The sequence below is a fragment of the Aequorivita flava genome (assembly GCF_038742595.1).
Taxonomy (GTDB): domain Bacteria; phylum Bacteroidota; class Bacteroidia; order Flavobacteriales; family Flavobacteriaceae; genus Aequorivita; species Aequorivita marisscotiae.
Window position 1 is genome coordinate 233,454 of record NZ_JBANCF010000001.1, and the last position, 25,314, is coordinate 258,767.

The following is a 25,314-nucleotide window of genomic DNA, read 5'->3' on the forward strand; positions in this document are numbered from 1 at the left end:
AATATGATAAAAAAGAGATTGGACTATAATACAACTGATCCCAAGGCCATAAAGGGATTGTTGGAACTCGAAAAATATGTAGCAGATTCAGGACTAGAACGCAGTCTTTATGAACTTGTAAAATTACGTGCTTCACAGATTAATAGTTGTGCATATTGCATAGATATGCATTCCAAAGACGCACGTAAAGCGGGTGAAACCGAACAACGCCTTTATGCACTATCAGCTTGGCGAGAAACTTCGTTTTATTCTGAACGCGAACGTGCTGCTTTGGCTTGGACAGAAGCTCTGACCTTGATTTCTGACAACGATGTTTCCGATTCACTTTATAAAGAAGTTCAGAAGTATTTTAGCGAAAAGGAACATGTAGCGTTAACGATGGCAATTGTTGCAATTAATGGTTGGAACCGCTTGGCTATTAGCTTTCGGAAGGAGCCAGGAAGTTACAATCCTTAAATAGGTTTTCAGATAAATTATCTTAAAAATAGCAACGATGAAAATTCAGAATAAGACAGCTATCGTTACAGGAGCCAGCAGCGGGCTTGGAGCAGCTATTTCAAAAGCGTTGATACAGGAAGGAGTTACGGTTTTTGGAATTGCTAGAAATAGTGATACACTTCAAAAGCTACAAAATAATATAGGAGGCAAATTTATTCCCGTTACGCTTGATATTACAGATAGTACAGCGGTTAAAAAGTGGGTGGCAACTACTTTTTCCAAAGAAAAAGCTCCGGATATTTTGGTCAATAATGCCGGTTCGGGTTCCTTTGGAAAAATTGACGAAATGCCGTCTGAGGAATGGTACAAAATGATAAACACCAACCTCAATGGAATGTATTGTATTACTTCTGAAATTGTAAAATTAATGAAAGCCCAAAAAGAGAGTTCCCACATTGTAAACATTGGTTCTATTCTGGGAATTACCACTCGAGCAGAAGGCGCGGCTTATTCTGCTACAAAGTATGGTATAAGCGGGTTTAGTGAGGCACTTTTTAAGGAATTAAGAGGCGACAACATTAAAGTAACTTGTTTAAACCCCGGCTCTATCAATACACGGTTTTTTAAAAGCTCAGGAATACAGTCGCACGAAAATATGCTACAGGCAGAAGATATTGCTTCTACAGTTTTGCATATTCTAGAAACACCCGACAATATGTTGATAAGTGAAATGACGGTAAGACCGCTTAACCCGAAACCACCGGAATAGCGTTATAAAAGTATGATCTATAACTTAAAAAATAAGGCAGCGTATATATGTAATTGTTTCAGAGATGCGCTTGCTTTTAAAACCAAAATAAATGAATTATCGTAAGCGTTTTCTTGCATTTTTTCAGAAAAAGCCCGAACAAGTCAACAAAGTAAACACGGGTAACAAGGACTGTCCGTTTTGTTGGGGCCATCAGGAATATGCCAATGATTCGCGATCCATCACGAAGGACAAACAGATAGATGTAAAGAACCATCGCGATAAACACGTAAAAGTGGGGAAATTTATGGTAGAACACGTTGACGGGTTTAAAAATAAAAAGAGAATTATTGAACGCTGTCCTAAATGTGGCGGCAAACGAATAAAATACGTACAAAATCCTTAAATCTATGGAAAAAACAAAACCAATTAAAAGACACGTTGCCTTACAACCGCTTAGCAGACAACATCATTTTGGGCTATTGTTCAGTTGGAAACTTCGCAAAGGTTTTCATAAAAATATTGAAAAAAAACGTTTGCAGCAATATGCAAAATGGTTTTTTAAGCATGAAATAGAGCCTCATTTTAAAGATGAAGAAAAATATCTTTTTCCCATACTCGAGGCCGATAACGAATTAATAGAACGCGCCTTAAAAGAACATAGGCGCCTAAAACGATTGTTTAACAATACTAAAGACCCAGAGCGGTCCCTTCATCAACTGGAAGAGGAGTTGGATGCCCATATACGTTTTGAGGAGCGTGTTCTTTTTAATGAAATTCAAAAAGTGGCCACCGAAGCACAACTTAAGAAAATTGAAGAAATACATAGTAATCTTGAGGAGACTCCGGAATATGACGATCCTTTTTGGGAATAAATATTTCTAAAATTAAATTTTGTAAATAATTAATAGCGAAACATTTCGTGATATAATTTAATTTCTGATAAAAATGTCGTTTTATGATTTAAGTCATAATCTGTTTCTTTTTTTCTGTTGAAATTTGCATCATAAATAATATATTAAAACAATAAAAATCATGACAACACTTCAAGAACGCACCGTAGCCGATGTGGTTACCGAAAACATAAAAGCAGCACACGTATTTAAAAAATACGGTATAGATTTTTGCTGTGGCGGTGGGGTAAGTATTACTAGAGCTTGCGAGAAAGCCAAAGTAGATCCTGCAATATTGCTAGCCGAATTAGTAAACCTTAATAATGCTCCGGACCGTGCTTCGGATTACAATAGTTGGAAATTAGATTTTCTTACAGACCATATTATAAACGTACATCATCAATATGTAGAGGAGAACAGTCCGTTATTATTGCAATATGCAAAACGCGTAAATCATGTGCACGGGAGTCATTATACCGAACTTGCCGAAATTGAGGCATTGGTAACTCAAGTGGTTCAGGCAATGGCTGCGCACCAAAAAAAGGAAGAATTAATATTATTTCCTTTTATCAAAAAATTGGTAAAAGCTGAACGCGAAGGCGCTGAGGTTCCGCCAATTCATTTTGGAAGTGTAGAAAATCCTATTTCTATGATGGAAGAAGAGCACGAAGAAGCTGGCGAAATAATGCGCAAAATTGCCGAATTAAGCAATAACTATACGCCTCCACAAGGAGCTTGCAACACATATCGAGCCTTTTTTGCTAAATTGGACGAGTTTGAACAAGATCTTCACCATCACATCCATTTAGAAAACAATATTCTTTTTCCAAAAGCCTTAAAGCTTGAAAAGAAACTAAAAAATTAAAATTTCAAAGATATCCCCAGCCCCAAATCTTGATTTTTATTTAATTGGTTTTTAAGACAGTTCGGACCATTGACAGCTTTGAATGTTTGCAGTCAGTTCCGAACTGTTTTTTTGTAATTTTACGGCTTGATTAATTTAAAAAAACATATTGGCATTGCTCTGGCGTACTTCTTCATTGTAGCGCTAATGGGTATTTTGCTTCGCTTTTATTTTGTAACCTCACTTCCTTTTAATTATAAATTCTTACTTCACGCACATTCGCATACTGCACTTTTAGGATGGATTTATTTGGGATTAACTACCCTAATTTACAGAATATTTTTAACCGGAGTCCAGAAACCTAAACGGTATAAATATATTTTTCTCTTTACAAATATTTGTATTGTTGGAATGATGGTAACCTTTCCATTTCAAGGGTATGCGCTTTATTCAATTATTTTTTCAACTTTATTTTTATTTGCTTCGTATTGGTTTTCATGGTTTGCCATAAGGCAGGTTCCCGAGCACTTTAAAAAGCGCTTTTCCTGGAAACTTATAAAAACGTCGTTATGGTATTTGGTTTTTTCCAGCATTGGTCCGTGGACCATCGGGGGAGTAATGGCCACCTTAGGACCGGAATCTATTTGGTATAAAACTTCAATCTATTTTTATCTTCACTTTCAGTATAACGGCTGGTTTATTTTAGCGCTGTTGGGAGTGCTATTTTATATTTTTGAAGAAAATGGGGTGCAGTTTAAGCAAGAAAAACTAACCTCGTTTTTTATGCTTATAAACTTTGGCGTGCTTTTTACCCTTTTTTTATCTGTGCTTTGGTTTGTACCCCCAACCGTTTTTTACATTTTAGGATTGATGGGCGCCTTAGCACAACTATTGGCATTTTATGAACTCTATTTGTTGCTAAAGGGCAATTTTAAAATTTTGCAGTTAACTTTTAGTTCTCGTGCATTTTTTCTGTTGAAGCTGGCAGCAACATTGTTTTTTGTAAAACTTTTTATGCAGATTTTTTCCGCATTTCCGTACTATGCTACTTTGGTATATCAACTAAAAGATTTTGTAATTGGTTACCTGCATCTTGTTTTTCTGGGTATTGTTATCCCTACACTTTTGGCATTTTTACAGTACTTTAAGCTTTTAAATATTCCTAAAAGTTTTCTTTGGCTATTTATATTTGGGCTGGCAACTACAGAGGCTTTAATATTTTATAAAGCTCTGGCAGTGTGGTTGGGGCTTCCATTCTTTCGGGATTTTTATATTTATTTGGCGGTTTTAAGTTGCCTTTTTCCTGTTGCAACTGGTATTTTATTTTTTAAACACCTCAAAAGTTTTTATCTTTCAGATTAATCGCAGATGTTAACGTATAGTTGCTAAATCCTGTTTTTTAAATGAACACTGATAATTGTCATTTTAAACAAGTGGGGGTTTTGCAATATTTGCGGCAGGTATAATGAGCAAATTTTAGATTGATGGTAAACTGTTTCCATTGTGGAGATGCGTGTCTAGACGTAACCATAACACATGACGAAAAATCTTTTTGTTGCCATGGCTGCAAAACGGTTTACGATATTCTGCACGATAACGATTTAAGTTACTATTACGATCTTGAAAAAAATCCAGGTATTTCTCCCCAAGAAATCGCGGGAAAATTTGATTTTTTAGACAATGAAGCAATCGTTGAAAAACTATTGGAATTCAATGATGGCAATATGCAAATTGTATCTTTTGTTATTCCGTCTATCCATTGTAGCAGCTGTATTTGGATATTGGAAAACCTAAATAAATTAAGTGCTTCCGTTAAATCTTCGCAGGTTAATTTTCCTGAAAAAACAATTCGAATTTCTTTTTCTTCGGAAGAAAATTCACTTAAAAACTTAGTACTTCTTTTAAGTAGAATTGGATACGAGCCATATATTTCGCTCGATGATAGCAATAAAAAGGAAAAAAACATTGACCGAAGTTTAATTTACAAACTTACCATTGCTGGCTTTGCATTTGGGAACATTATGTTTTTATCGCTTCCCGAATATTTTGAAGGTTCGGAGTTTTGGTTAGACCAGTTTAAACCGTTCTTTCGCTGGTTGATGTTCGCTTTTTCATTACCTGTAGTATTTTACGCTGCGAGCGGATATTTTACTTCGGCATACAAAGGCTTACGATCAAAAATACTCAATATAGATGTGCCAATTGCTTTGGGTGTGGCCGTGCTATTTATTAGAAGCACCATCGATATCGTAATGAATTGGGGCACGGGCTTTTTCGACAGCCTTACGGGCTTGGTGTTCTTTTTATTGCTCGGTAAATTTTTTCAACAGAAAACCTATAGCTATCTCTCTTTTGAACGCGATTACAAATCGTATTTTCCGATTGCCGTTACCCGACTCTTTAAAAATGAGGAAGGAAAAACGATGGAGGAACAAGCCGAAGTTTATACAGTTGAAAAGGGCGACCGATTGCTAATTCGGAATAACGAAATTTTACCCGTAGATGCTATTCTTATAAAGGGAAATGCGCTAATTGACTACAGTTTTGTTACGGGTGAAGCGGAGCCAATTTCCAAACAGAGTGGCGATAAACTATTCGCAGGAGGCAGACAACAAGCAGGAATAGTTGAAGTAGAAGTTTTAAAACCTGTGTCGCAAAGTTATTTAACCCAGCTTTGGAGCAATGATGTTTTTAGTAAAGATAAGGTTGGAGTTTTTGAATCGCTCACCGATAGTATTAGCAAACGCTTTACATTAACGCTGCTTACGATTGCTTTTGTGGCCACTATTTTTTGGATAATTGTAGATCCGTCCAAGGCCTTTAATGTGTTTACCGCGGTACTTATTGTTGCTTGTCCGTGTGCCATTGCCTTGGCAGCTCCTTTTACTTTGGGGAATGTGCTTCGTATCTTTGGAAGAGAAAATCTGTATTTAAAAGAGGCTTCGGTAATAGAGCAAATGGCGAAGTTAGATACCGTAGTTTTTGATAAAACGGGAACGTTAACAACCAATGAAAAAAACCTGATTACCTATGAGGGTGTGGCACTTTCTTCAGCAGAAAAACAATTGTTAACCAATACACTACGCGCATCGAGCCATCCATTAAGCAGATCGTTGTACAGCATTTTAGATAAAAACGATATTCATACATTAGACGAGTTTGAAGAGGAAGTAGGGAAGGGTATTTCGGCGCGTTTTAACAATAATTCAATTAAAGTTGGTTCGTATGAATTTGTTGGCGCTTACGATGAAACAATTACCGAAGTAAAAAACAAAACTACCGTTCATATTAGTACAAATAAGACGTATAAAGGCTATTATATTTTTAATAGTGAATACCGAAATGGCGTTGCCGAAGTGTTCAGCAAGCTAAGCCATACTAAGGAAATTATTGTACTTTCGGGGGATAATGAGGGGGAGCGTGAACGTTTGGAGGCTATGTTGCCAAAAGGAGTGAAGTTGCATTTTAACCAAAAACCCGATGACAAATTAAACTTTATAAAAATGTTGCAGCAACAGGGAAAAAAAGTGTTGATGATTGGCGATGGTCTCAATGATGCTGGTGCCCTAAAACAGAGCGATGTAGGATTTGTAATTTCAGAAAATACGAATGTGTTTTCGCCTGCCTGCGACGGAATTTTGGAGGCGGCTAAGTTTAATAAAATTGCAGATTATTTAGATTTTTCAAAAAGCGGAGTAAAGGTTATTAAATGGGCGTTTTTACTCTCGTTGTTTTATAATTTAATAGGAATTTCATTTGCGGTTACGGGCAACTTACTGCCAGTGGTTGCAGCAATCCTAATGCCGTTGAGTTCTATTAGTATTGTTGTTTTTACAACAGTTGTTACTCAGTATATAGGGAAAAAATTAAGAATGAATATAAATAACAAATAGTGACGAATATCATACTTTGATGCTATTCACAATAATATTTTTGAATTATAAATTTTAGAAATGACCATCATTTACATGCTTTTGACTATCAGTCTGTTCGTGGCCATTGTGTTTTTTGTGCTGTTTGTTTTTTCAGTTAAAAAGGGACAATATGACGATACCTACACGCCTGCAGTACGAATGTTGTTTGAAGATGAGCTAGTAAAAGAAGGAAAGCAGCCAAAGAACGAAGGTTTAAAAAATAAGCCGTCTGAAAAAAATGAAATAACCAATCCAGATAAATAATTTTATTACCACTATGCAAACAGAACAGTTTTATTACGACAACCAGATTGTCAAAAAATTTATCAATGCTACCATTTTTTGGGGCCTCATTGGTATGAGTGTTGGCTTGTTGCTGGCCTTTATGTTTTTGTTCCCAAATATGACAGACGGAATTTCGTGGCTTAGTTTTGGTCGGTTACGACCTTTACATACCAATGCCGTTATTTTCGCCTTTGTTGGGAACGCGATATTTGCGGGAGTTTATTATTCTTCACAGCGGCTATTAAAGGCCCGAATGTGGAGCGATGCTTTAAGTAACCTAAACTTTTGGGGTTGGCAAGCAATAATTGCTGCTGCCGCAATTACGCTACCGTTGGGTTATACCACCTCAAAGGAATATGCCGAATTGGAATGGCCAATAGATGTTGCCATTGCCGTTATTTGGGTGGCATTTGGTATAAATCTTATAATGACGATGGTAAAAAGACGGCAACGCCACTTATATGTTGCATTATGGTTTTATTTGGGTACTTGGGTAACGGTTGCTGTACTGCATATAGTTAACAGTATGGCAATACCGGTTACGGCCCTAAAGAGTTATTCTATGTACGCTGGTGTGCAGGATGCCTTGGTGCAATGGTGGTACGGGCATAATGCGGTTGCATTTTTCTTGACCACCCCGTTTTTAGGATTGATGTACTATTTTGTACCAAAAGCTGCAAATAGGCCTGTTTATTCGTATCGTCTATCTATTGTGCACTTTTGGTCGTTAATTTTTATCTATATATGGGCAGGTCCCCATCACTTGTTATATACGGCACTTCCAGAATGGGCGCAGAATTTGGGGGTTGCTTTTTCAGTAATGCTTTTAGCGCCTTCGTGGGGAGGTATGATCAACGGACTTTTAACCTTGCGAGGTGCTTGGGATAAAGTACGTGTAGATCCAGTTTTAAAGTTTTTTGTGGTAGCCATTACCGGTTATGGGATGGCAACTTTTGAAGGTCCCATGCTTTCACTTAAAAACGTAAATGCCATTGCCCATTTTAGCGACTGGATTATTGCGCATGTACACGTAGGAGCTCTTGCGTGGAATGGTTTCCTCGCCTTTGGGATGATTTATTGGTTGGTTCCGCGCTTGTTTAAAACAAAATTGTATTCAACACAATTGGCAAATGCACATTTCTGGATTGGAACTTTAGGAATTATAATGTATGCCCTACCTATGTATGTTGCAGGCTTTATGCAGGCTTCTATGTGGAATCAATTTAATCCGGATGGAACACTTACCTATGGAAACTTCCTTGAAACGGTAACGCAAATCATGCCTATGTATTGGATGCGTGCCATTGGAGGAAGCTTATATATTGCCGGTGCCTTTGTATTGCTATATAACATAGTAATGACGGCACGTACGGGAAGCAAGGTTACCGATGAGCTAGCTGAAGCGGCACCTCTTGCTCCGGTACCAAAAAGACAAACTTCGGGTGAAGGATACCACACTTGGTTGGAGCGTCGCCCAATTAAATTAACCATTTACGCGACAATAGCAATTTTAATAGGAGGTATGGTACAAATTATACCATCGTTAATGGTAGATGATTATGTACCTGCTATTTCGAGCGTTAAACCGTATACGCCATTAGAATTGGAAGGACGCGATATATACATTCGCGAAGGTTGTGTAAACTGTCACACCCAAATGATTCGTCCGTTTAGAAGTGAAGTAGAACGCTATGGCGACTATTCAAAATCGGGTGAATATGTTTACGATCATCCTTTTTTATGGGGAAGTAAACGTACGGGACCAGATCTGCATCGTGTGGGAGGAAAATATTCCGATAACTGGCATTTAAATCATATGTACGATCCGCAAAGTACTTCTTCGGGATCTATTATGCCTTCGTACAAATGGTTAATTAGTTCCGAATTAGATAAATCTGATACCGAATCTAAAATGCGAGCCTTAGTTAAAATTGGAGTGCCTTATACAGATGAAGAAATTAACAGCGCCCAACAATGGATGGATGAGCAGGGAACAAAAATTGAAAAAAACCTGTATAACGACCCCGATTTTGTAACCACATATGAGGCAGACAAAAAATATGCTGCCGAAAATGGCGAAGAATTTATAGAAATGAAAAACCGCGAAATAGTTGCGGTAATTGCCTACCTACAAAGGTTAGGAACAGATATTAAAGTACAAAATTCCGAAGATGCTTCGGCAAAAAACCAATAGAGATGCTGAAATTTATAAAAGGAAACCTTGAAAATATTGATAATGTTCAGATTTATCCAATGATTTCACTTTTAATATTCTTCTTCTTTTTTGTTGCCCTTTTCTACTGGGTAATTACGGCGAAGAAAGATCATATTACTGAGGTGAGCAATATTCCGTTGGAAGACGATACTAAGTATCAAAATGATGAAATATTATGAAATTCACATTCACAAATAGTAAAACCATGAAGGAGGGTCAGTTTATTGTTCCGTCTTCTGCAAACCATTCAAATATTATATACAAATGAAAACCACAGCTTCATATTTAAGAGTCATCGGGTTTATGATTCTCGCTTTTTTTCTAATGGAATTTTTAGTCGATTCCGGAAAAGATTTGGCAATTGTAAAATACCCAATTATTTGGGCGGTTTTAGTAGCAGTTCTTTTTATCGCGATTGCTTTTGAAGTAATAGCAGCAGCCCTAGAACGCGTTTTGTTTTCTGGACTTTCTCCAGAGGCAAAAACACGGTTTGTAGCTGCCGAAAATTCACGCGAACAAAAACGCTTTGCCTGGTTTAAAAGAAAGTATCACGAAATGCTAGATTCTAAACCAATAGCAAAAGAGCAAGAAATTGTATTAGATCATAATTACGATGGTATTCGCGAGTTGGACAACAATTTGCCACCGTGGTGGACCTATCTTTTTTATGCAACTATTGTTTTTGCAATAGGCTATTTTGTTTACTACCAAATGTTTGATGGACCCACCCAGATTGATGAATACGAGGCAGAAGTTGCACAAGCAGAAATTGCCATTGCCGAGTTTAAGAAAAACAATAAAGACTTAGTAGATGCAGAAACCGTTGAATTGCTAACAGAAGCTTCAGATCTTGCTGCAGGTAAAACAATATATACAGATAATTGTGTAGCTTGCCATAAAGACAGTGGCGGCGGCGGTATTGGCCCAAACCTTACAGACGATTACTGGATTTTGGGCGGGGGCATTAAAAATGTTTTCCATACCATTAGTGAGGGAGGACGCGCCGGAAAAGGTATGATTCCTTGGAAATCTGAATTAAAACCAAACGAAATGGCACAAGTAGCCAGTTATGTTATCTCCTTACACGGAACCAATCCCGCAGATGGCAAAGAGCCTGAAGGCGATTTGTGGACCGGAGAATAATTTGTATCAAACATTTAAAATGTAACGGAAAAAATTGGTTTAATAATTTGCGTTACAAAATAAATCTCTAAAGACAATTAATAGTGGATACCCCAGAAAACGAACGTTTCAGAGATAGTATTGGCACAATGACCGAAGAAGGCAAAAGGGCTTGGGTGTACCCCAAGAAACCTTCAGGTAAATTGTATCAATACAGAAAATATGTAAGTTATATTTTACTTGCATTTCTCTTTATTGCGCCATTTGTAAAAATAAACGGCAATCAGTTTTTGCTGTTTAATGTCTTGGAGCGACGTTTTAATATTTTTGGTTTTCCTTTTTGGCCGCAAGATTTTTATCTGTTCGTAATAATGATGATCATTGGGGTGGTCTTTATTATTTTCTTTACAGCGGCTTTTGGCCGAATTTTTTGTGGATGGATCTGCCCCCAAACAATTTTTATGGAAATGGTTTTCCGAAGAATTGAATATTGGATTGATGGCGATAGAGGTGCACAAATACGTTTAGATAAAGCGCCGTGGAATGCCGAGAAAATCAGGAAACGCGTATTAAAATGGTTTATTTTCTTTGTTATTTCGTTTGCCATCGCAAATATTTTTCTCGCTTATTTTATCGGGAGCGACCGGTTAATTCAATATGTTTTTGAAGGGCCGTTAGAGCATGTAAGTACGCTTATTTCACTATTGATTTTTACAGGAGTATTCTATTTTGTCTTTGCCTGGTTTCGCGAGCAAGTATGTATAATTGCTTGTCCGTACGGTAGGTTACAAGGGGTTTTGTTAGACACTAAATCTATTGTGGTGGCTTATGACCATAAACGAGGCGAAAAAGAAGTGGGGCGTGCCAAATTTAAAAAGAATGAAGACCGGGAAGCTTCGGGAAAAGGAGATTGTATAGATTGTTTTCAGTGTGTAAATGTTTGCCCAACGGGAATTGATATTCGCAATGGAACACAATTGGAATGTATAAACTGTACCGCTTGTATTGATGAGTGCGACAGTATTATGGAAGCGGTAAACTTGCCAAAGGGATTAATCCGATATGCGAGCGAAGAGAATATTGAAAAAAAGGCACCATTTAAATTTACGCCACGTCTAAAGGGTTATACGGCGGTATTAGTTATTTTAATTGGTGTTTTATCCGGACTTTTATTTTTAAGAAGTGATGTTGAAGCAAACATTTTGCGTCTTCCCGGACAGTTGTACGAGCACAAAGACGGCAATATTATCAGCAATGTTTTCACCTATAAATTGTTGAATAAAACCACTAAGGATATTGAGGATATTCACTTTAAATTGAAATCGCCTAAGGGTACAATTCAAACTGTAAAACACGGTGCAATTGTGGTGCCAGCGCAAGATTTGGCACAAGGAACCCTATTTATTGAAATAAATAATTCGGCTTTAAGCGGCGATAAAAACCGTGCAGTAATAGAAGTTTACAGCGGGGAGAATTTAATTGAAACCACCAGCGTTACATTTTTAGGCCCACGAAGTTTTAAGTAAAACGTTACTTCTGCCTATTAATGCTGAAATATTATAAATTAAAAGCTCGGGTAATTTATTGCGAATTGAAGAGTGAAAAATAATTAAAAAAGGTAAGTAATGAAGATGAATTGGGGTACGGGATTGGCAATTTGGTTGGCACTTTTTATAGTGTTTATTCTGTATTTTGTTATAAGAATAAGTACGGAAGATAAATACGATTACGATTTGGTAACCGAAGAATACTACCAAAAGGAAATGATTTTCCAACAAGAATTTGATGCAGAAGAGAATGCCAATTCCTTGGAAGGATCTATTACAGGCGAAAAAATTGCCGAAGGATGGATGCTTACATTTCCGAAGAATATAGATTACACAAAAATAAAGGGCACTGTATTTTTATACAGGCCGTCTAATAAAAATTTGGATTTTCAACTTCCGTTGGAATTAACGAGCGAAAAATTATTAATTCCAGATAAACGCCTTCTTGCCGGACGGTGGAATACGATTGTAAAATGGAGCTACGAAGGGGAAGCATATTTGTATAAAAGGAAAATTGTATATTAATACGGCTTTGAGCCGTAACAAGCACAGAAATATAAATTTGGAATTTGAATGTTGTACACCGCACTTATATTTGGATTATTAGGTAGTTTCCATTGTGTGGGAATGTGTGGGCCAATTGCATTTTTATTACCTGTTGATAGAAATAATAATGTAAAAAAAATTGGACAAACATTTCTGTACCATTTTGGTCGAATTTTGGCCTATAGTATTATCGGACTTGCCTTTGGATTGGTTGGTAAAAGTTTAAATTTATTTGGATTTCAGCAGCAGCTTTCAATATTTATTGGAATTTTAATGTTGTTGGTAATTTTTATTCCGCAGAAAACTTTTAATAGATACAACTTTTCTAAACCCGTTTTTAAAATTATTTCAAAAGTGAAGTCCGCTTTAGGGAAGGAACTAAAAAAGAAAACGCCGGATACATTTTTAACCATTGGGCTTTTAAATGGTTTTCTCCCGTGTGGGCTGGTTTATATGGCTGTATTTGGTGCAATTGCTACTGGCGATGCCTTAAGCGGAGGTTTATATATGGCTATATTCGGGATCGGAACAATACCGTTAATGACAACCGCAATATATCTTGGAAATTTTTTAAATGCGCAAGTTCGGCAACGCGTACGCCGTGCAATTCCTGTTTTTGTAGTAATAATAGGTTGCCTGTTTATAGTTAGAGGTTTGGGGTTGGGCATCCCGTATATTTCACCAAAACCGATGACCGAGACCGTGGACGCAAATTACGATTGCGAACCCATGATCTTAGAAAATAAATGAAATAATTATTAACCAATTAAAAATTATAATATGACACATTTAATCTTGCCACTTGCCAATTGGGGAATGGGTACCGCTATTATTATTTTCTTTGCCGTATTATGTGTAGGTCTTTCTGCCCTTGTGCTTAGCTTTGTGTTTAGCGGGAAAAAGAAAGATAAAGACGAAGTAACCCCCTCTAAAAATGATAAAATTTAAACTTTTGTGTTATGCGTAACTTTAACTCCATTCCATTAGTAGATTTTACGTCGGGCGTTGTAACAACTATCCTTTCAATAGTTATATGTTTTGTTATAATTATTGCGTTAATTCTATATGTGAAGAATAGTAAAAAACGAAAAAACATGGTTCACAATAAGAAAAAGAAGAACGATGAACCGGGAAATAACAAATAGTTTTGGCGCTATTTTAAATTGAAAAAGTAAAAAGGAGGGAAGCGTGTAAAGCGCTTTTTTCCGGATCGTTATTATATTTTAACCTACAGCTATTTAGCTAAATCAATAATAGCTTGAACTGTTTCTTTATTATCTACGCCCAATCCTTCTTGTTGGTGTGCCAGTTCGCCCGCTTGATTAAAAACACTAATGATGTTTGAATGGGAGAAATCCATTGGCGATATTTTTTTGTAGTTTACGGCCAATACTGCAGCAAATTCCCGAGTATCGTCTTCGGTACCACGCAGAAATAGCCATTTATCGTCTTCCATTTTGTTTTCTATGGCAAATTCTGTTAGTCGTTCGGGTGTATCGGTTTTTGGATCGATACTTACAAAAACGAACTGGACATCATCAATTTTATCTTCTGGAATTTGTTTTTCAATGTTTCGCATATCGGCAACCAATCTGGGGCAAGCAGCTTGGCAGGAGGTATAAATCATAACCATTGCCAATACTTTTCCTTTTAACTCTTTTAGTTCAATTTCGTTGCCATCCTGGGTAGTCCAGTTAGACGGAAGATTATAGATAGACATATCGGAGATAGCATTATCTGTTGCTTGCTCAGTGGCATTTTCAGCAGTTGCTTCGGCGTCTTTTGCAGTATTATTACACGAAATTGCAACCAATGAGGCTGCAATAAAAATATATTTGAGTTTGTTTATCATTTCAATATTTAATTTTCAATATCCTTTGCACAGCGAAAACCTAAATTTTGGGAACTGTAGCGGGCTTTCATACTACCGCGAAATGCGTAACGCATAAAAGCTGCATAATTCATTAAATCTGAAGCACCAATAGCTGCGCTTCCACAGAAGAGGTTAGCATCTTTATCTACATCTTTTCTAGATTCGCCAGAGATAAGAACCGTGTTGAAATCTTGTGTCCATTCCCATACCAAACCGTGAAGGTCATAAATGCCATAATAATTTTTAAAAGTAGAACCAACGGGTTGGTTAAAGGTTTTTGGAGTTTCGTACCAGTTTAAAATATATTGGTTATAAGCCTTTATTTTAAGAGCATCCGGTACATTTTCATTGGCCATTGCGGCATATTCCCATTCATCCATTGTAGGTAAACGTTTGCCTTGACACTCGCAGTAATTTTTTGCTGCAAACCAAGAAACATTGTTTACAGGAGCATCTTTGAGCCCGGTAAAAGTTGTATCGTCTGTCCACTTAGATAAATAGCTTTTGTCTGCAAATAAACTTTTTACGTTACTCTTTTTCCATTTTGGATTTTCCTGTACAAATTTTAAATAATCGGCATTGGTAACAGGATGTACATCCATTAAAAACGGCTCTACTTTTACAGTTTTACCTTCGGCACCGTAAAGTGGTAAATAAACACCGCCTTCTACCATAGCCATTTTATCATTCTGAGCTGATAGCTTACAAAATAATGAAAGTAGTAAGAAGAGGGCGGTGCTATAATATTTCATTTTAATCAATTATTTTATTTGTTTCTAACGGCTTCAACCATCTCTGGAGTTACGTCAGTTTTATTATTGCCCCAACTATTATACACATAGGTTAGAACATTAGCCACGTCTTGGTCACTAAGGGCTTGTGCGGTCATTACACTGTTGTATTTTTTGCCGTTTACAGTAATTTCACCGGATAAACCGTGAAGTACAATATCAATGGCGCGGTCAACATCAGCATTTAAGTAATCTGAGTTTGCCAAAGGAGGGAACGCATTGGGAATACCTTGTCCATTTCCTTGGTGACATGCAACACAAGTGGCCATGTATTTGTCTTTTCCGAACTTCATTTTTTCTTCAAAACTCAAGGCTTTCACTTCTTCTTTCTCCTTATTTCTGTCAAGGCTTGGCATAGATTGAATTACACTTCCTTCAGGCAGGTAGATTCCATCGTGTATTTCGCCGGCAAACACTTTTTCGTTTTCTTCACCTCCTACTTTTAGCATACCAAGGGCACCCTTGTTAAAAGCTCTAAAAATAGAATGATCTACTAAAATAAATGTTCCAGGTACTTCTACCTTAAACTCTACTATGGCTGCACCTCCAGCTGGAATTAGGGTAGTTTGTACATTGTCGTTTACCAAATCACCACCTTCAACATATACTTTGTCAAAAATCTCACCAATTACGTGGAAAGAAGACACCAGATTAGGCCCTCCATTACCCACAAACAGTCGCACTGTTTCGCCTACATTAGCAGTAATAGCATTATCACCAGTCATAGCACCTACGTGGCCGTTAAATACAACGTAATCTGCGTTTTCATCAATTGCCTTCTGCATATCGAAAGCTTGCAGGCCACGTTCACCGTATTTACCTTCCGTATAGAAATCGCCTTGCATGATGTAATATTCTTTATCAACAGGTTCTAGTCCGCCTTCAGGTTCAACTAAAATTAGCCCGTACATCCCGTTTGCAATGTGCATTCCCACAGGGGCTGTTGCACAGTGGTAAACATATAATCCTGGATTAAGCACTTTAAAGGAGAATACTTTTTCGTGCCCTGGAGCTACAAAAGATGATTCTGCTCCACCTCCTGGACCGTTTACTGCGTGAAGGTCAATGTTATGTGGAAGCTTGTTATCTGGGTGGTTTTTAAGGTGAAATTCAATTTCGTCACCAACACGGGTTCTGATAAAACTTCCCGGAACCGTTCCCCCAAAAGTCCAGTATATGTATTTAACACCGCTGGTCATTTCGCCTTCGCGTTCCTGTATTTCTAAATCGACAATAAGCTTTTTCGCCATACGCTTTCCAACCGGAGTTGGCACGAATGGAGGAGAGGTTAGTTCTGCAATCATTTCCTGATTTACAGGAATATCTACCGCATCCTTGTATTTTTTACTAGACTGATCGTTTACACAGCTCGAGAGCATTGCTATAGCAGCTATGCCAACGAGCATTTTAGTAAAGAAGAATTTTTTAATGTTTGATTTCATAGATTGGAATTTTAAAATTATGCTTGATTTATTTATTGGTTGTTTCTGTATTATTTTTTTGCCAGGTGAATAGATTAGGGTTAATTGTAACCATTACCCATGCCCAGTTGTTTGTGTTGTTATCGTAATTATTTTTTACCATTTCAATTCCATTTGATGTAAAAAATTGTGAATATCCTGCCTGAATATTTGTAAATTCACTCAATTTAAATGAAGTTACTAAATCTATTTCAAAACCCAAATTTTTTGAATCATTATTCTTCAAATCGGCTGCACTGAAAAATTGATGGAATGCAATTTGGAGCTTCGATTTTGTACTTAAGTTATACTTTACATTTCCGTATAAATCTACCAAACCAACAGTATTTAAGTGGTTGCCCACATAAAAATAATCCATATACCCATTAAATTTATGATTTGTACCATAGAGTGGGTTAAACGCCTTATTTTTTCCATTTGCCGGACTTCCGTAATCGTTACCGCTAAGTAATTCGCCTCCTAAACCAACATTTAGGTTTTCGTTGGCCGAATATAAAGCTTCCAAAGATATTAAATAAGCTTCAAGCGAATTATTCAAAACATCTTTCCCAAATTGATAATACAGATTAGAGTTAAAGTTGAAATTGGCTATAGCTGTTTTTAAATGTAATCCTGCCGTTTGGCTGTATCTGGTTTCGTTCTTGGCCGGTTCAATTTCGTCTATAAATTGTAGTCCGTTGTTTAAAAATAGGAAACTGGCATTTAGGTTTTTCCAATCTTTATGAAACCATGCATACTGCAAACTTTTATAAGTGTTTTTGGTGAGAATGTTACCCGTTAATGCTTCGGCATCTTGATTGTAAGCAGCGCCAACGTGCAGTTTAACTGCAGTTGGTTCGTATTTAAATACTGCGGCATCGTGGCTTCGGCCTTGTTGCGCCCACCCTACGTTTCCTAAAAATCGTTGATCGTCGTAAACAATTTCTTGGCGGCCAATTTTTAATGATAGATCTGAAACCAAGACAAATTCGCCCCAGGCTTGGTGAAGTGAAAATCCATTTTCATCGGCAACGTTTAATTGGGGAACATCGCCCCAAACCCGCACATCCTGTGGACTTAAAAACAAATGAAGTTTTTCCGATTTAAAATCAAAGTTTAATCTTGTTCGCTGCGATACAAAGGCCGCTGGATCCGTATTATCGGGAAAAAGTGTTTTGTATCCGTGTCTGTATTCAAAACGTGGTCTTAGCTCTGCATCTATCGTAAATTGTGAATAAACGGAGGATACTGTACAAAATAGAATTAGCGGAAGCAGGGATTTTAAAACTTTCATTGTTATAATAAATTCTAGTACAAAATTCGAATATTTGAATGTTTCTAAATATGACTATTGTCATTTAACAATCTATTTTATAGGAATTTTTTTTTAGAAATAAATGATCTAAACCGTCATTGAAAACAATTGCGTTTCAGGTTGATTGCGTTGCAGAAGCACATCGAATGCCATACAGACATTACGTACGTAGGGTCGTCCTTTTTCGGTAATTTGAAGTTTTTTGGCACCGATTACTATTAAGCCATCATCTTCCATTTCCTTTAGTTTGGAGAGAACTTCGGGCAATTCTTTAAATTGAAGCGAGGTTTCTTCCCATGACGTTTCTAATTTGCACATCATATTCAAGATATGCTTGCGGATCAACAAATCTTCTTCATTTAAAATATGTCCGCGATACACGGGAATAATATTTTGTGCCACTAAATCTTGATATTCTTCAACATTTTTTACATTTTGGCCAAAACTGTACCAACTATCGCCAATAGCCGATACGCCAAGTCCGAGCATAAATTGCGTTTTGCTATCTGTGTAGCCCATAAAGTTTCGGTGTAACTTTTTTTCTTCCACAGCTCTATATAAGCTATCGGATTTTAGGGCGAAATGATCCATACCAATTTCTACATAACCTGCTTCTTCCAGCATTTTTTTGCCAGTTTCGTACATTTCGCGTTTTTCTGCGGCACTGGGCAAATCGGCTTCTTTAAAGCCTCTTTGTCCGTTGCCTTTTATCCACGGAACGTGTGCGTAGCTATAGAAAGCAATACGGTCTGGCATTAATTCCTTGGTTTTTTCAATGGAATAAATAACGTGTTCAATTTTCTGAAAGGGAAGCCCAAAAATAAGATCGTGCCCTACCGAAGTATAGCCAATTTCGCGTGCAGTATTGGTTACGTTTTTCACATTTACAAATGGCTGAAGCCTATGAATGGCTACTTGAACGGTGGGGTTGTAGTCCTGCACCCCGTAACTTACCCGGGTAAAGCCACAGTCATACAATGTTTGTAGATGGTCGTCTTTTGTGTTGTTGGGGTGCCCTTCAAAACTAAATGAAGGGTTTTCTGCAATGGTAGCATCTCTAAATATTCCTTTTAAAAGCAGCTTTAAATTATCTGCGGAAAAGAAGGTTGGAGTACCCCCGCCGAGATGTAATTCTTTTATAATTGGACGTTCGGTAAATAGTTTTAAATATAGTTGCCATTCGTTTAAGACAGATTCCAAATAGGGTGTTTCTACATTGTGATTTTTGGTAATACGTTTGTTGCAACCGCAAAATGTACAAAGGCTTTCGCAGAATGGTAGGTGTATATAGAGACTAATGCCTTCTTTGGAATTGCTCTCCGAAAAACTCCGGATTACCCCTTTTTTCCATTCATTCAGGGAAAAACCTTCGTTATTCCAATAGGGAACCGTTGGATAGCTGGTGTATCTTGGGCCCGCGACATTATATTTTGAAACTAAACTGTTTTGCATCTTTTGTCAATTCTGGGGTCAAAAGTACTTTTGAAGCATTTAATATAAAATGACAAATATCAGTTTAAAAGATTGTCGAGTTCAATAAAAATTCCCGAAAATCATTGGATTAACGGGGCTTATTATGATAGCAAGTCTCTTTTAGAATTATTTTTGAAATTAAATAAGAATGCTGGAATTGAGGTATTCTGAAATTTTAATTTATAGTAAATCCCTATTTTTTACGGAATGATGGATATGGAATAAAATCGGTTTCGTCGCCCTCAATTTTGGGAAAGGATTGGGTTTTCCATTTCTCTTTCGCCTCTTCAATGCGTTCTTTGCTCGAGGAAACGAAGTTCCAATCTATAAATCGTTCCTCGGGAAAAGGTTCACCGCCAAAAATATAAATGGTGTTGTTTTCCTGAATGGTAAATTCGCAAAGTGTGCTATCTTTCGCCACAATAATTGTTTTGGTTCATAAACATTTCCTTCACTTTCAATAGCGCCTTCCAGAATATAAAGGCCCGATTCGCCATAAAGCTCCTCACCGATGTTTAATGTCTGTTTCGATTTGCTTTTTATTTCAATCATAAACAGTTTGCTGAAAACGGGCACCGACGATTTTCTTCCGAAGGCTTAGCCGGCTACGAGTTTAAATTGCAGATCGCCATCTGTCTAATTTGGTATTTCTTTTTCTTCAACATGTGTAAACTGCGGTTCCATTTCCTCGAGGTGTTTAGGCAATGCCACCCAGATATGCAGTAACGGACGACATTAAAATCATAAGCAGCCACGGGAATGCACTTTTGGTTTTTGCAGCAAGGATATGTTTGTTCATGGTTTAGGTAAAATTTTGAATTTGTAGCTTGTCTTTTTTAGTCATTGAACCAAAAAATAATTAGAGATCCAAAGGCACATCATACGCCATCTCCTTTCTGCAGAAAAGGAATTCGCCGTCGCGCACAGATGCCAATACGGCTACTCTTTTTCTAATGGCTTCGTAAACCGAAGATTCATTCAAAACAAAAAAGTTTACTCTCCTACCAACTTCAAATTCGTAGCGGAACTTCCATTATAAGTATTTCGGAATTTTCAAGCGTTTCAATTTTGAATGAATTGGTATTGCTAATACCGAGACCGTCCCTTCTTTCCAAAATTTGCTCGCCAATTTTTGCCTTTCCCTCAAGAATAAAAACATATACGCCGTTTCCTTCCTTTTTCAGGGAATATTCCTTTGATATACCGTTTTCAAATTTTGCCAAATGAAACCACGCATCTTGATGTATCCAAACTCCATCATCATCCTTATTGGGTGAAACGATCTGTTGAAAGTCATTCGGTTTGGCATTGGCTGCGGCATTTATTTGTCCGTAGCGTGGCGTAACGTTCATTTTATTTGGAATTATCCAAATCTGCAGAAACTTTACGGGCATATCTGGGTCGTTATTGTATTCGGAGTGCATCACTCCGGTGCCGGCGCTCATAACTTGGATGTCGCCAGCCTTTATGATGGTTTCGTTGCCCATATTGTCTTTGTGCTTCAGATCGCCTTCCAAGGGTATGGAAACAATTTCCATGTCTTTATGCGGATGGGTGCCAAACCCCATATTTCCTGAAACCGTATCGTCATTCAGAACGCGTAATACGCCGAAGTTCATACGTTCCGGATTGTAATAATTCGCAAAACTAAAGGTGTGATAGGAATTTAACCAACCGTGATTGGCGTGGCCTCTGCTGTCTGCTTTATGATAAATGGTTTTCATAATTTTCTTTTTTATTGCTTTAGAAATACACGTTATGCCAAAACGTCTGAAAGACTATCATCTCTGTCGAAAGTTTTCTTTGCATATGGGCACAGTGGAATGATCTTTAAATCGTTCGTCCGCGCGTAATCTACGCCTGCCATAACCAGTTGCTTGGCAAGGCCTTTTCCGCCAAACGCTTCCTCTACGCCTGTATGGTCGATAATGAATTTATTCTTTCCCGCCCAGGTGAAAGTCATTTCACCAGCAAAAGCATCGTTTTCATAAACTATAAAGCGTCCTTTCTTTCCGTTGTCTTCCCGTTCTATTTTTGTCATAATTATCTGTGTTTTTGAATTAATGAAAATTTTATATTTGACATTACATTTCCTTGAGATCTGGAACCTTGAATTTTTCAATATCCCAGTTGGCTTTTTTGGCACCCGCGCGGTATGTGGATTCCAAAAACCTGAGTAATTCTTTTCTTGGATTTTCAGTGTTCAATAAATCCTTGTATTTAAGAAGCGCCATGGGGCTGCCATTGTTGTCAATCCATTGTGCCGATGCCGGATTTATGGTTTCTTTTTCCAAACCATCCGGTGCAGGGAATGTATAGGAATAGAATGCCGGTTCGGGTACATTTTCATCGCCTGCCCAAAAACCAAAACTTATACATTCGTGCGAGTATGCATCTTTATCGGAAATTCTCGCATCAGTGGGCATTGGCGGGGCTTCGTTTCCGGAGAATCGCGTTACCACCAAATCTAAAGAGTGCCAATAAAGATGGACCGGACAGGTTTTTCCGTAAAAGCGTCCGCTGAATTCTTTAAAAACATTGCTGATCCACAACATAGTTTTCCATAGTTTGTGGGTGTAATCTTCGTCATAGTGATGGTATTCGGTGATTTCATCAAAAGATTTGTCAATATCCAAATCAAACGGAACATCAACGATAGATACGGGAACATTCACCTTTTGGAGCAATGTCATAAGATTTTGATAAAAAGCAGCAACGGTAAGCGAATTTTGAAGTGGGAAATGTTCCGAATGACCTTCGCTGGTGTTAGCTTCCAGTTGGTGTTTCTTAACATTTATTGTAATATCAAACTGTTCAGTGCCTGATTTATAGGGAATGGGTCCAGTGGTAAACCCAGTGGTTCCAATGTATTCCGTAATGTACCACCAGTGGTTTTTTCGGGGCGTCATCTTTAAACGCACCTTTCCCATAATCTGTAAAAAAATATGCAGGGTCGTTTTCTTTTCTACATTTCCTTTATAATGAAGGCTTGGCAATTGAATTTGATTTTGCATACTGTTTTGGTTTTGGATTGAAACTCGTTTAAAATAGTTGGCTTTGGTTTAATTGTTTTGTGTTATTAAGAAGGTTTTCCATCACGACGGTTTTAAATAAACCATTCATAACTTTTAAAGCTAAGGAATTCACGCCTAAGAACTGATTAAACCAAAGCCATTTATACTTTACTGCTTGATAAATTGAAGATTGGCAATAAGTCTAACTTTATCGCTCACTACGATACTGCCCGCTTCGGTTACCGCGCTCCAATTTAGATTGAATTCCTTTCGATTAATGGTTCCTGTAGCTTCAAAACCAGCTTTGGTCTGCCCGTATGGATCCACGGCTATTCCGTTGAAATCTACATCGAGTGTAATTTCCTTGGTTACGTCTCTTATAGTCATATCGCCGACCATCTTTTCACCGTCAAAGGATTTTGACTCAAAAGTGAGTTTTGGGTATTTTTCCGCATTGAAAAAATCATCCGACTTTAAATGCGTGTCTCTATCCTTATTTTTTGTGCTGATAGAATCAATCTTTGCGCTAAATTGAAATTTAGCGTTTTTAAAGCTATCATCAGCCGCTTCAATAGAGGCGTCAAAATCGCTAAAACTTCCGGTTACTGTTGAAATCATCATGTGTTTTACCTTGAATTCAATTTCAGAATGTGCGGTGTCTACTGACCAATTTGTTTTGTTTTCCATTTTTTAAGTTTTAATTATTATTTATTTGTATTAATTTTTTTCGCGATAACAAGTAATCTATAGAATACTTGCCAGCGCCCATTACAATAATCGTAATGTAGATTACTGCGTAGAGTAGTGGTAATTCCTGTTTTGCGAACCCATCGTTGCTGTGAATTATAAAGGTTGCAACCCCCATGGTAATTAGTAATGGTAATGCGGCCAAGCGGGTTCCCATTCCGAAGATTAGTAAAATGGAACACGCTACCTCTGCAAAGACCGTAAGCGCAAGCGAAGCAGTGGCTCCTACGCCAAGAGGGTCTAAAAATTGTATTGGCTCACTGCCGAATAAAGTTTGAAATTTCCCCATGCCGTGGGTAAGCATGAAAATACCTGCCGTTAACCGAAGTATAAGAAGCAATATATCCAATTGCTTGGGATACGTACCGGAATTAAAAATGTTCATCATTGTTTGTTTCATAAGGTTTTGTTATGCTATGGATGTTTATTTGATACAAAATTACGGTGTAATATTAACCTGCGCATTGATGTATGATAAGAAGATAAAGTTTTGTAAAACAGGTTGTTAACTAGCAGTTAATATTGAGCATAGATTTTCCCAGTACTTTACTTTCAATCAAGTTGGGAATACAGCACAGAAGCTTCGGAGAATCTGCTCATGAATAGTTGTACGGTAAGCATTGGGTAGTGCCTCAAAAAAAAAAGAGCACTGGTATGATCAGTGCTGGTCTACTGCTTCTTTAAATTATAGTTTGGGAAACTGGCAATATATTAGACGGTCTTATATTACTTGCCATGTATTCAGTAACTACTTATTTATTAATATGGCTTTTCGGGTTAAAAGGTTTAGCCAGAATGGAAATGATTCCAGTATAGGCAAAACAGATAATTAATCAATTTCGATACAAGAAACTACAAAAGGTCTTTATCCTCTAAGGATTGTTTTAATTGCGTTTGATTTTCCCAAAACCTTTTCTTTATTTTATTCATAACTTCCTCATATTCAGGATATTTTTTTAAAGGTTTCATTAAGGGATCCTTTTCTGAAAATAATAAAATCCAATATTGATAATTATTTTTGGAAGCGAATATTTTTAGCTGTGCGAGGGCTAGCTCATATTTTTCTTCGTGTACATACATTGAAGCCAAGCTGGCAGGCTGGTAGATAGATTGATCAATTTTACAATAGTTTGTAAAGGCATTATAAAATTTGGCAGCTTCTTCATCTAACCCCATTTTGTCATAAACAATTCCTATTTTAAGGTTTTCTTGTGGATAAATATCAAGGCCATTTTCTTCTTTAATTTTTACAAACTTTTTATAGTAATAGTAAGCGCTGTCATACTTCTCTTGAAAATAATAAAACTTCCCTACTTCCTGCATAATGTCTAATCGCGTGGTATCTTTTTTCCATTCGTTAACCAATTGGGTTGTAGTTTTATCTATATTTTGATGGTCGGCATATTGAATAAATATTTTTAAAAAAGGAGCATGATAATTCTTCGGATTATAATCTATTGCCAAGTTTATATACTTCATCGCTTCATCTGTAAATCCATTTTGAATAAAAGCATTGCTAAGGTTTAAATAAATGTAGCTTTTATTCACTGAATCGTTAGCGGCAATATCAAGTTGAATCCCTTTCAATGCATATTTCAGATACTTTTCCGTATTAGGAATGGCATTTGCATATAATTCTGAAAGCATTTTAACAACTGATGATGAATTGGGATTATACTCGAGGGCTTTTTCTAAATGAGGTATGGCAAATTGATATTCTTTATTATTTATATAATAAAGTGCCTTAGCTATAAGACTTTCTGCAGATTTTGAATCGTAAAGCAAGGCTTTATCTGCATAATTATTAATTACTTCGGTATATTGCTTTTCGGTTTTATTTAAATCTAAGTAAAAATAGGAAAAAGCCAGTTGTGAATATGCCAGCGCAAATTCAGGGTCATTCTTAATGGCCTTTTCAAATAAAGGAATGGCTTCTTCCAATCCTTCTATAGTCTCTGTTTTATATTGCTCCATACCTTTAAGGTAATAATCGTATGCCAATACATTTTCGGTAGGTTTTTTTTCAATTCGCTCTAATTCAGCTGGTGTAACCTTTGCTTGTATAGCGTCAGCTATTTTTTTGGCCACT

28 protein-coding genes and 1 pseudogene are annotated in these 25,314 nt (G+C 37.1%); 16 read left to right on the forward strand and 13 right to left on the reverse strand.

The features are described from left to right. Positions 1-3 precede the first annotated feature (3 nt). The 16 genes from VZD24_RS01155 (at position 4) to VZD24_RS01230 (ending at position 13,697) form a co-directional block, all read left to right on the forward strand. Positions 4-456 (forward strand): carboxymuconolactone decarboxylase family protein, encoded by a 453-nt coding sequence (locus tag VZD24_RS01155; RefSeq protein ID WP_342686573.1) that lies wholly within the window; start codon positions 4-6, stop codon positions 454-456. Between the two features lie 37 nt (positions 457-493). Beyond that, positions 494-1,207, forward strand: a complete 714-nt coding sequence (locus VZD24_RS01160) for an SDR family oxidoreductase (protein ID WP_342686572.1) — start codon at positions 494-496, stop codon at positions 1,205-1,207. 91 nt (positions 1,208-1,298) lie between these two features. Further along, entirely contained in the window at positions 1,299-1,592 is a 294-nt protein-coding gene (locus VZD24_RS01165) for a hypothetical protein (protein WP_279447608.1), read from the forward strand. A 4-nt stretch (positions 1,593-1,596) separates the two neighbouring features. Then, complete coding sequence (locus VZD24_RS01170; protein ID WP_342686571.1) at positions 1,597-2,061, forward strand: hemerythrin domain-containing protein; 465 nt, start codon at positions 1,597-1,599, stop codon at positions 2,059-2,061. A 160-nt stretch (positions 2,062-2,221) separates the two neighbouring features. Further along, positions 2,222-2,944: an iron-sulfur cluster repair di-iron protein gene (gene ric, locus VZD24_RS01175; protein ID WP_279447610.1), complete on the forward strand. Its 723-nt coding sequence runs from the start codon at positions 2,222-2,224 to the stop codon at positions 2,942-2,944. Between the two features lie 126 nt (positions 2,945-3,070). After that, a complete protein-coding gene (locus tag VZD24_RS01180; RefSeq protein ID WP_342686570.1) occupies positions 3,071-4,285 on the forward strand; it encodes a hypothetical protein in 1,215 nt (404 codons plus the stop codon). Between the two features lie 122 nt (positions 4,286-4,407). Next, positions 4,408-6,816, forward strand: a complete 2,409-nt coding sequence (locus VZD24_RS01185; protein ID WP_342686569.1) for a heavy metal translocating P-type ATPase — start codon at positions 4,408-4,410, stop codon at positions 6,814-6,816. A gap of 60 nt (positions 6,817-6,876) precedes the next feature. After that, entirely contained in the window at positions 6,877-7,101 is a 225-nt protein-coding gene (gene ccoS / locus VZD24_RS01190) for a cbb3-type cytochrome oxidase assembly protein CcoS (RefSeq protein ID WP_342686568.1), read from the forward strand. A 13-nt stretch (positions 7,102-7,114) separates the two neighbouring features. Continuing rightward, positions 7,115-9,316: a cytochrome-c oxidase, cbb3-type subunit I gene (gene ccoN, locus VZD24_RS01195; protein WP_342686567.1), complete on the forward strand. Its 2,202-nt coding sequence runs from the start codon at positions 7,115-7,117 to the stop codon at positions 9,314-9,316. Between the two features lie 2 nt (positions 9,317-9,318). Then, the gene (locus VZD24_RS01200; protein ID WP_279447616.1) at positions 9,319-9,516 is read left to right on the forward strand and encodes a CcoQ/FixQ family Cbb3-type cytochrome c oxidase assembly chaperone; all 198 of its coding nucleotides are present in this window, start codon (positions 9,319-9,321) and stop codon (positions 9,514-9,516) included. Between the two features lie 85 nt (positions 9,517-9,601). After that, a complete protein-coding gene (locus VZD24_RS01205; protein WP_279447617.1) occupies positions 9,602-10,480 on the forward strand; it encodes a cbb3-type cytochrome c oxidase N-terminal domain-containing protein in 879 nt (292 codons plus the stop codon). A gap of 83 nt (positions 10,481-10,563) precedes the next feature. Further along, positions 10,564-11,985 carry a cytochrome c oxidase accessory protein CcoG gene (gene ccoG, locus VZD24_RS01210; RefSeq protein WP_279447618.1) on the forward strand — a complete coding sequence of 474 codons (1,422 nt, stop codon included), beginning with the start codon at positions 10,564-10,566 and terminating at the stop codon, positions 11,983-11,985. Between the two features lie 99 nt (positions 11,986-12,084). Next, on the forward strand, positions 12,085-12,531 hold the full coding sequence (locus tag VZD24_RS01215) for a FixH family protein (protein WP_279447619.1): 447 nt from the start codon (positions 12,085-12,087) through the stop codon (positions 12,529-12,531). A 48-nt stretch (positions 12,532-12,579) separates the two neighbouring features. Then, positions 12,580-13,302, forward strand: coding sequence for a sulfite exporter TauE/SafE family protein (locus VZD24_RS01220; RefSeq protein ID WP_342686566.1), 723 nt, complete (start codon positions 12,580-12,582; stop codon positions 13,300-13,302). Positions 13,303-13,332: 30 nt separating this feature from the next. Then, positions 13,333-13,500 carry a hypothetical protein gene (locus VZD24_RS01225; RefSeq protein ID WP_279447621.1) on the forward strand — a complete coding sequence of 56 codons (168 nt, stop codon included), beginning with the start codon at positions 13,333-13,335 and terminating at the stop codon, positions 13,498-13,500. Positions 13,501-13,511: 11 nt separating this feature from the next. Then, positions 13,512-13,697: a hypothetical protein gene (locus VZD24_RS01230; RefSeq protein ID WP_342686565.1), complete on the forward strand. Its 186-nt coding sequence runs from the start codon at positions 13,512-13,514 to the stop codon at positions 13,695-13,697. An 89-nt stretch (positions 13,698-13,786) separates the two neighbouring features. Here VZD24_RS01230 and VZD24_RS01235 read toward each other — a convergent pair whose 3' ends face one another. The 13 genes and pseudogenes from VZD24_RS01235 to VZD24_RS01295 form a co-directional block, all read right to left on the reverse strand. Continuing rightward, positions 13,787-14,404: an SCO family protein gene (locus tag VZD24_RS01235; protein WP_342686564.1), complete on the reverse strand. Its 618-nt coding sequence runs from the start codon at positions 14,402-14,404 to the stop codon at positions 13,787-13,789. 8 nt (positions 14,405-14,412) lie between these two features. After that, complete coding sequence (locus VZD24_RS01240) at positions 14,413-15,177, reverse strand: formylglycine-generating enzyme family protein (protein ID WP_342686563.1); 765 nt, start codon at positions 15,175-15,177, stop codon at positions 14,413-14,415. 14 nt (positions 15,178-15,191) lie between these two features. Further along, on the reverse strand, positions 15,192-16,658 hold the full coding sequence (nirK, locus tag VZD24_RS01245; protein ID WP_279447625.1) for a copper-containing nitrite reductase: 1,467 nt from the start codon (positions 16,656-16,658) through the stop codon (positions 15,192-15,194). Between the two features lie 28 nt (positions 16,659-16,686). Then, entirely contained in the window at positions 16,687-17,970 is a 1,284-nt protein-coding gene (locus VZD24_RS01250) for an alginate export family protein (protein ID WP_342686562.1), read from the reverse strand. A 108-nt stretch (positions 17,971-18,078) separates the two neighbouring features. Then, positions 18,079-19,443 (reverse strand): oxygen-independent coproporphyrinogen III oxidase, encoded by a 1,365-nt coding sequence (hemN, locus tag VZD24_RS01255; RefSeq protein ID WP_342686561.1) that lies wholly within the window; start codon positions 19,441-19,443, stop codon positions 18,079-18,081. A 214-nt stretch (positions 19,444-19,657) separates the two neighbouring features. Further along, a pseudogene (locus VZD24_RS01260) lies at positions 19,658-20,187 on the reverse strand (pirin family protein); the annotation flags it as partial. 136 nt (positions 20,188-20,323) lie between these two features. After that, positions 20,324-20,446 (reverse strand): hypothetical protein, encoded by a 123-nt coding sequence (locus VZD24_RS01265; protein WP_279447628.1) that lies wholly within the window; start codon positions 20,444-20,446, stop codon positions 20,324-20,326. 28 nt (positions 20,447-20,474) lie between these two features. Continuing rightward, positions 20,475-21,188: a pirin family protein gene (locus tag VZD24_RS01270; protein WP_342686560.1), complete on the reverse strand. Its 714-nt coding sequence runs from the start codon at positions 21,186-21,188 to the stop codon at positions 20,475-20,477. 32 nt (positions 21,189-21,220) lie between these two features. Then, positions 21,221-21,505: a GNAT family N-acetyltransferase gene (locus VZD24_RS01275; RefSeq protein WP_342686559.1), complete on the reverse strand. Its 285-nt coding sequence runs from the start codon at positions 21,503-21,505 to the stop codon at positions 21,221-21,223. A 43-nt stretch (positions 21,506-21,548) separates the two neighbouring features. Next, positions 21,549-22,478, reverse strand: coding sequence for a DUF5996 family protein (locus VZD24_RS01280; RefSeq protein ID WP_279447631.1), 930 nt, complete (start codon positions 22,476-22,478; stop codon positions 21,549-21,551). Positions 22,479-22,646: 168 nt separating this feature from the next. After that, the gene (locus VZD24_RS01285; RefSeq protein WP_342686558.1) at positions 22,647-23,165 is read right to left on the reverse strand and encodes a YceI family protein; all 519 of its coding nucleotides are present in this window, start codon (positions 23,163-23,165) and stop codon (positions 22,647-22,649) included. Positions 23,166-23,175: 10 nt separating this feature from the next. Then, positions 23,176-23,625, reverse strand: coding sequence for a DoxX family protein (locus VZD24_RS01290; protein ID WP_279447633.1), 450 nt, complete (start codon positions 23,623-23,625; stop codon positions 23,176-23,178). 452 nt (positions 23,626-24,077) lie between these two features. Next, positions 24,078-25,313 carry a tetratricopeptide repeat protein gene (locus VZD24_RS01295; protein WP_342686556.1) on the reverse strand — a complete coding sequence of 412 codons (1,236 nt, stop codon included), beginning with the start codon at positions 25,311-25,313 and terminating at the stop codon, positions 24,078-24,080. Position 25,314 lies beyond the last annotated feature (1 nt).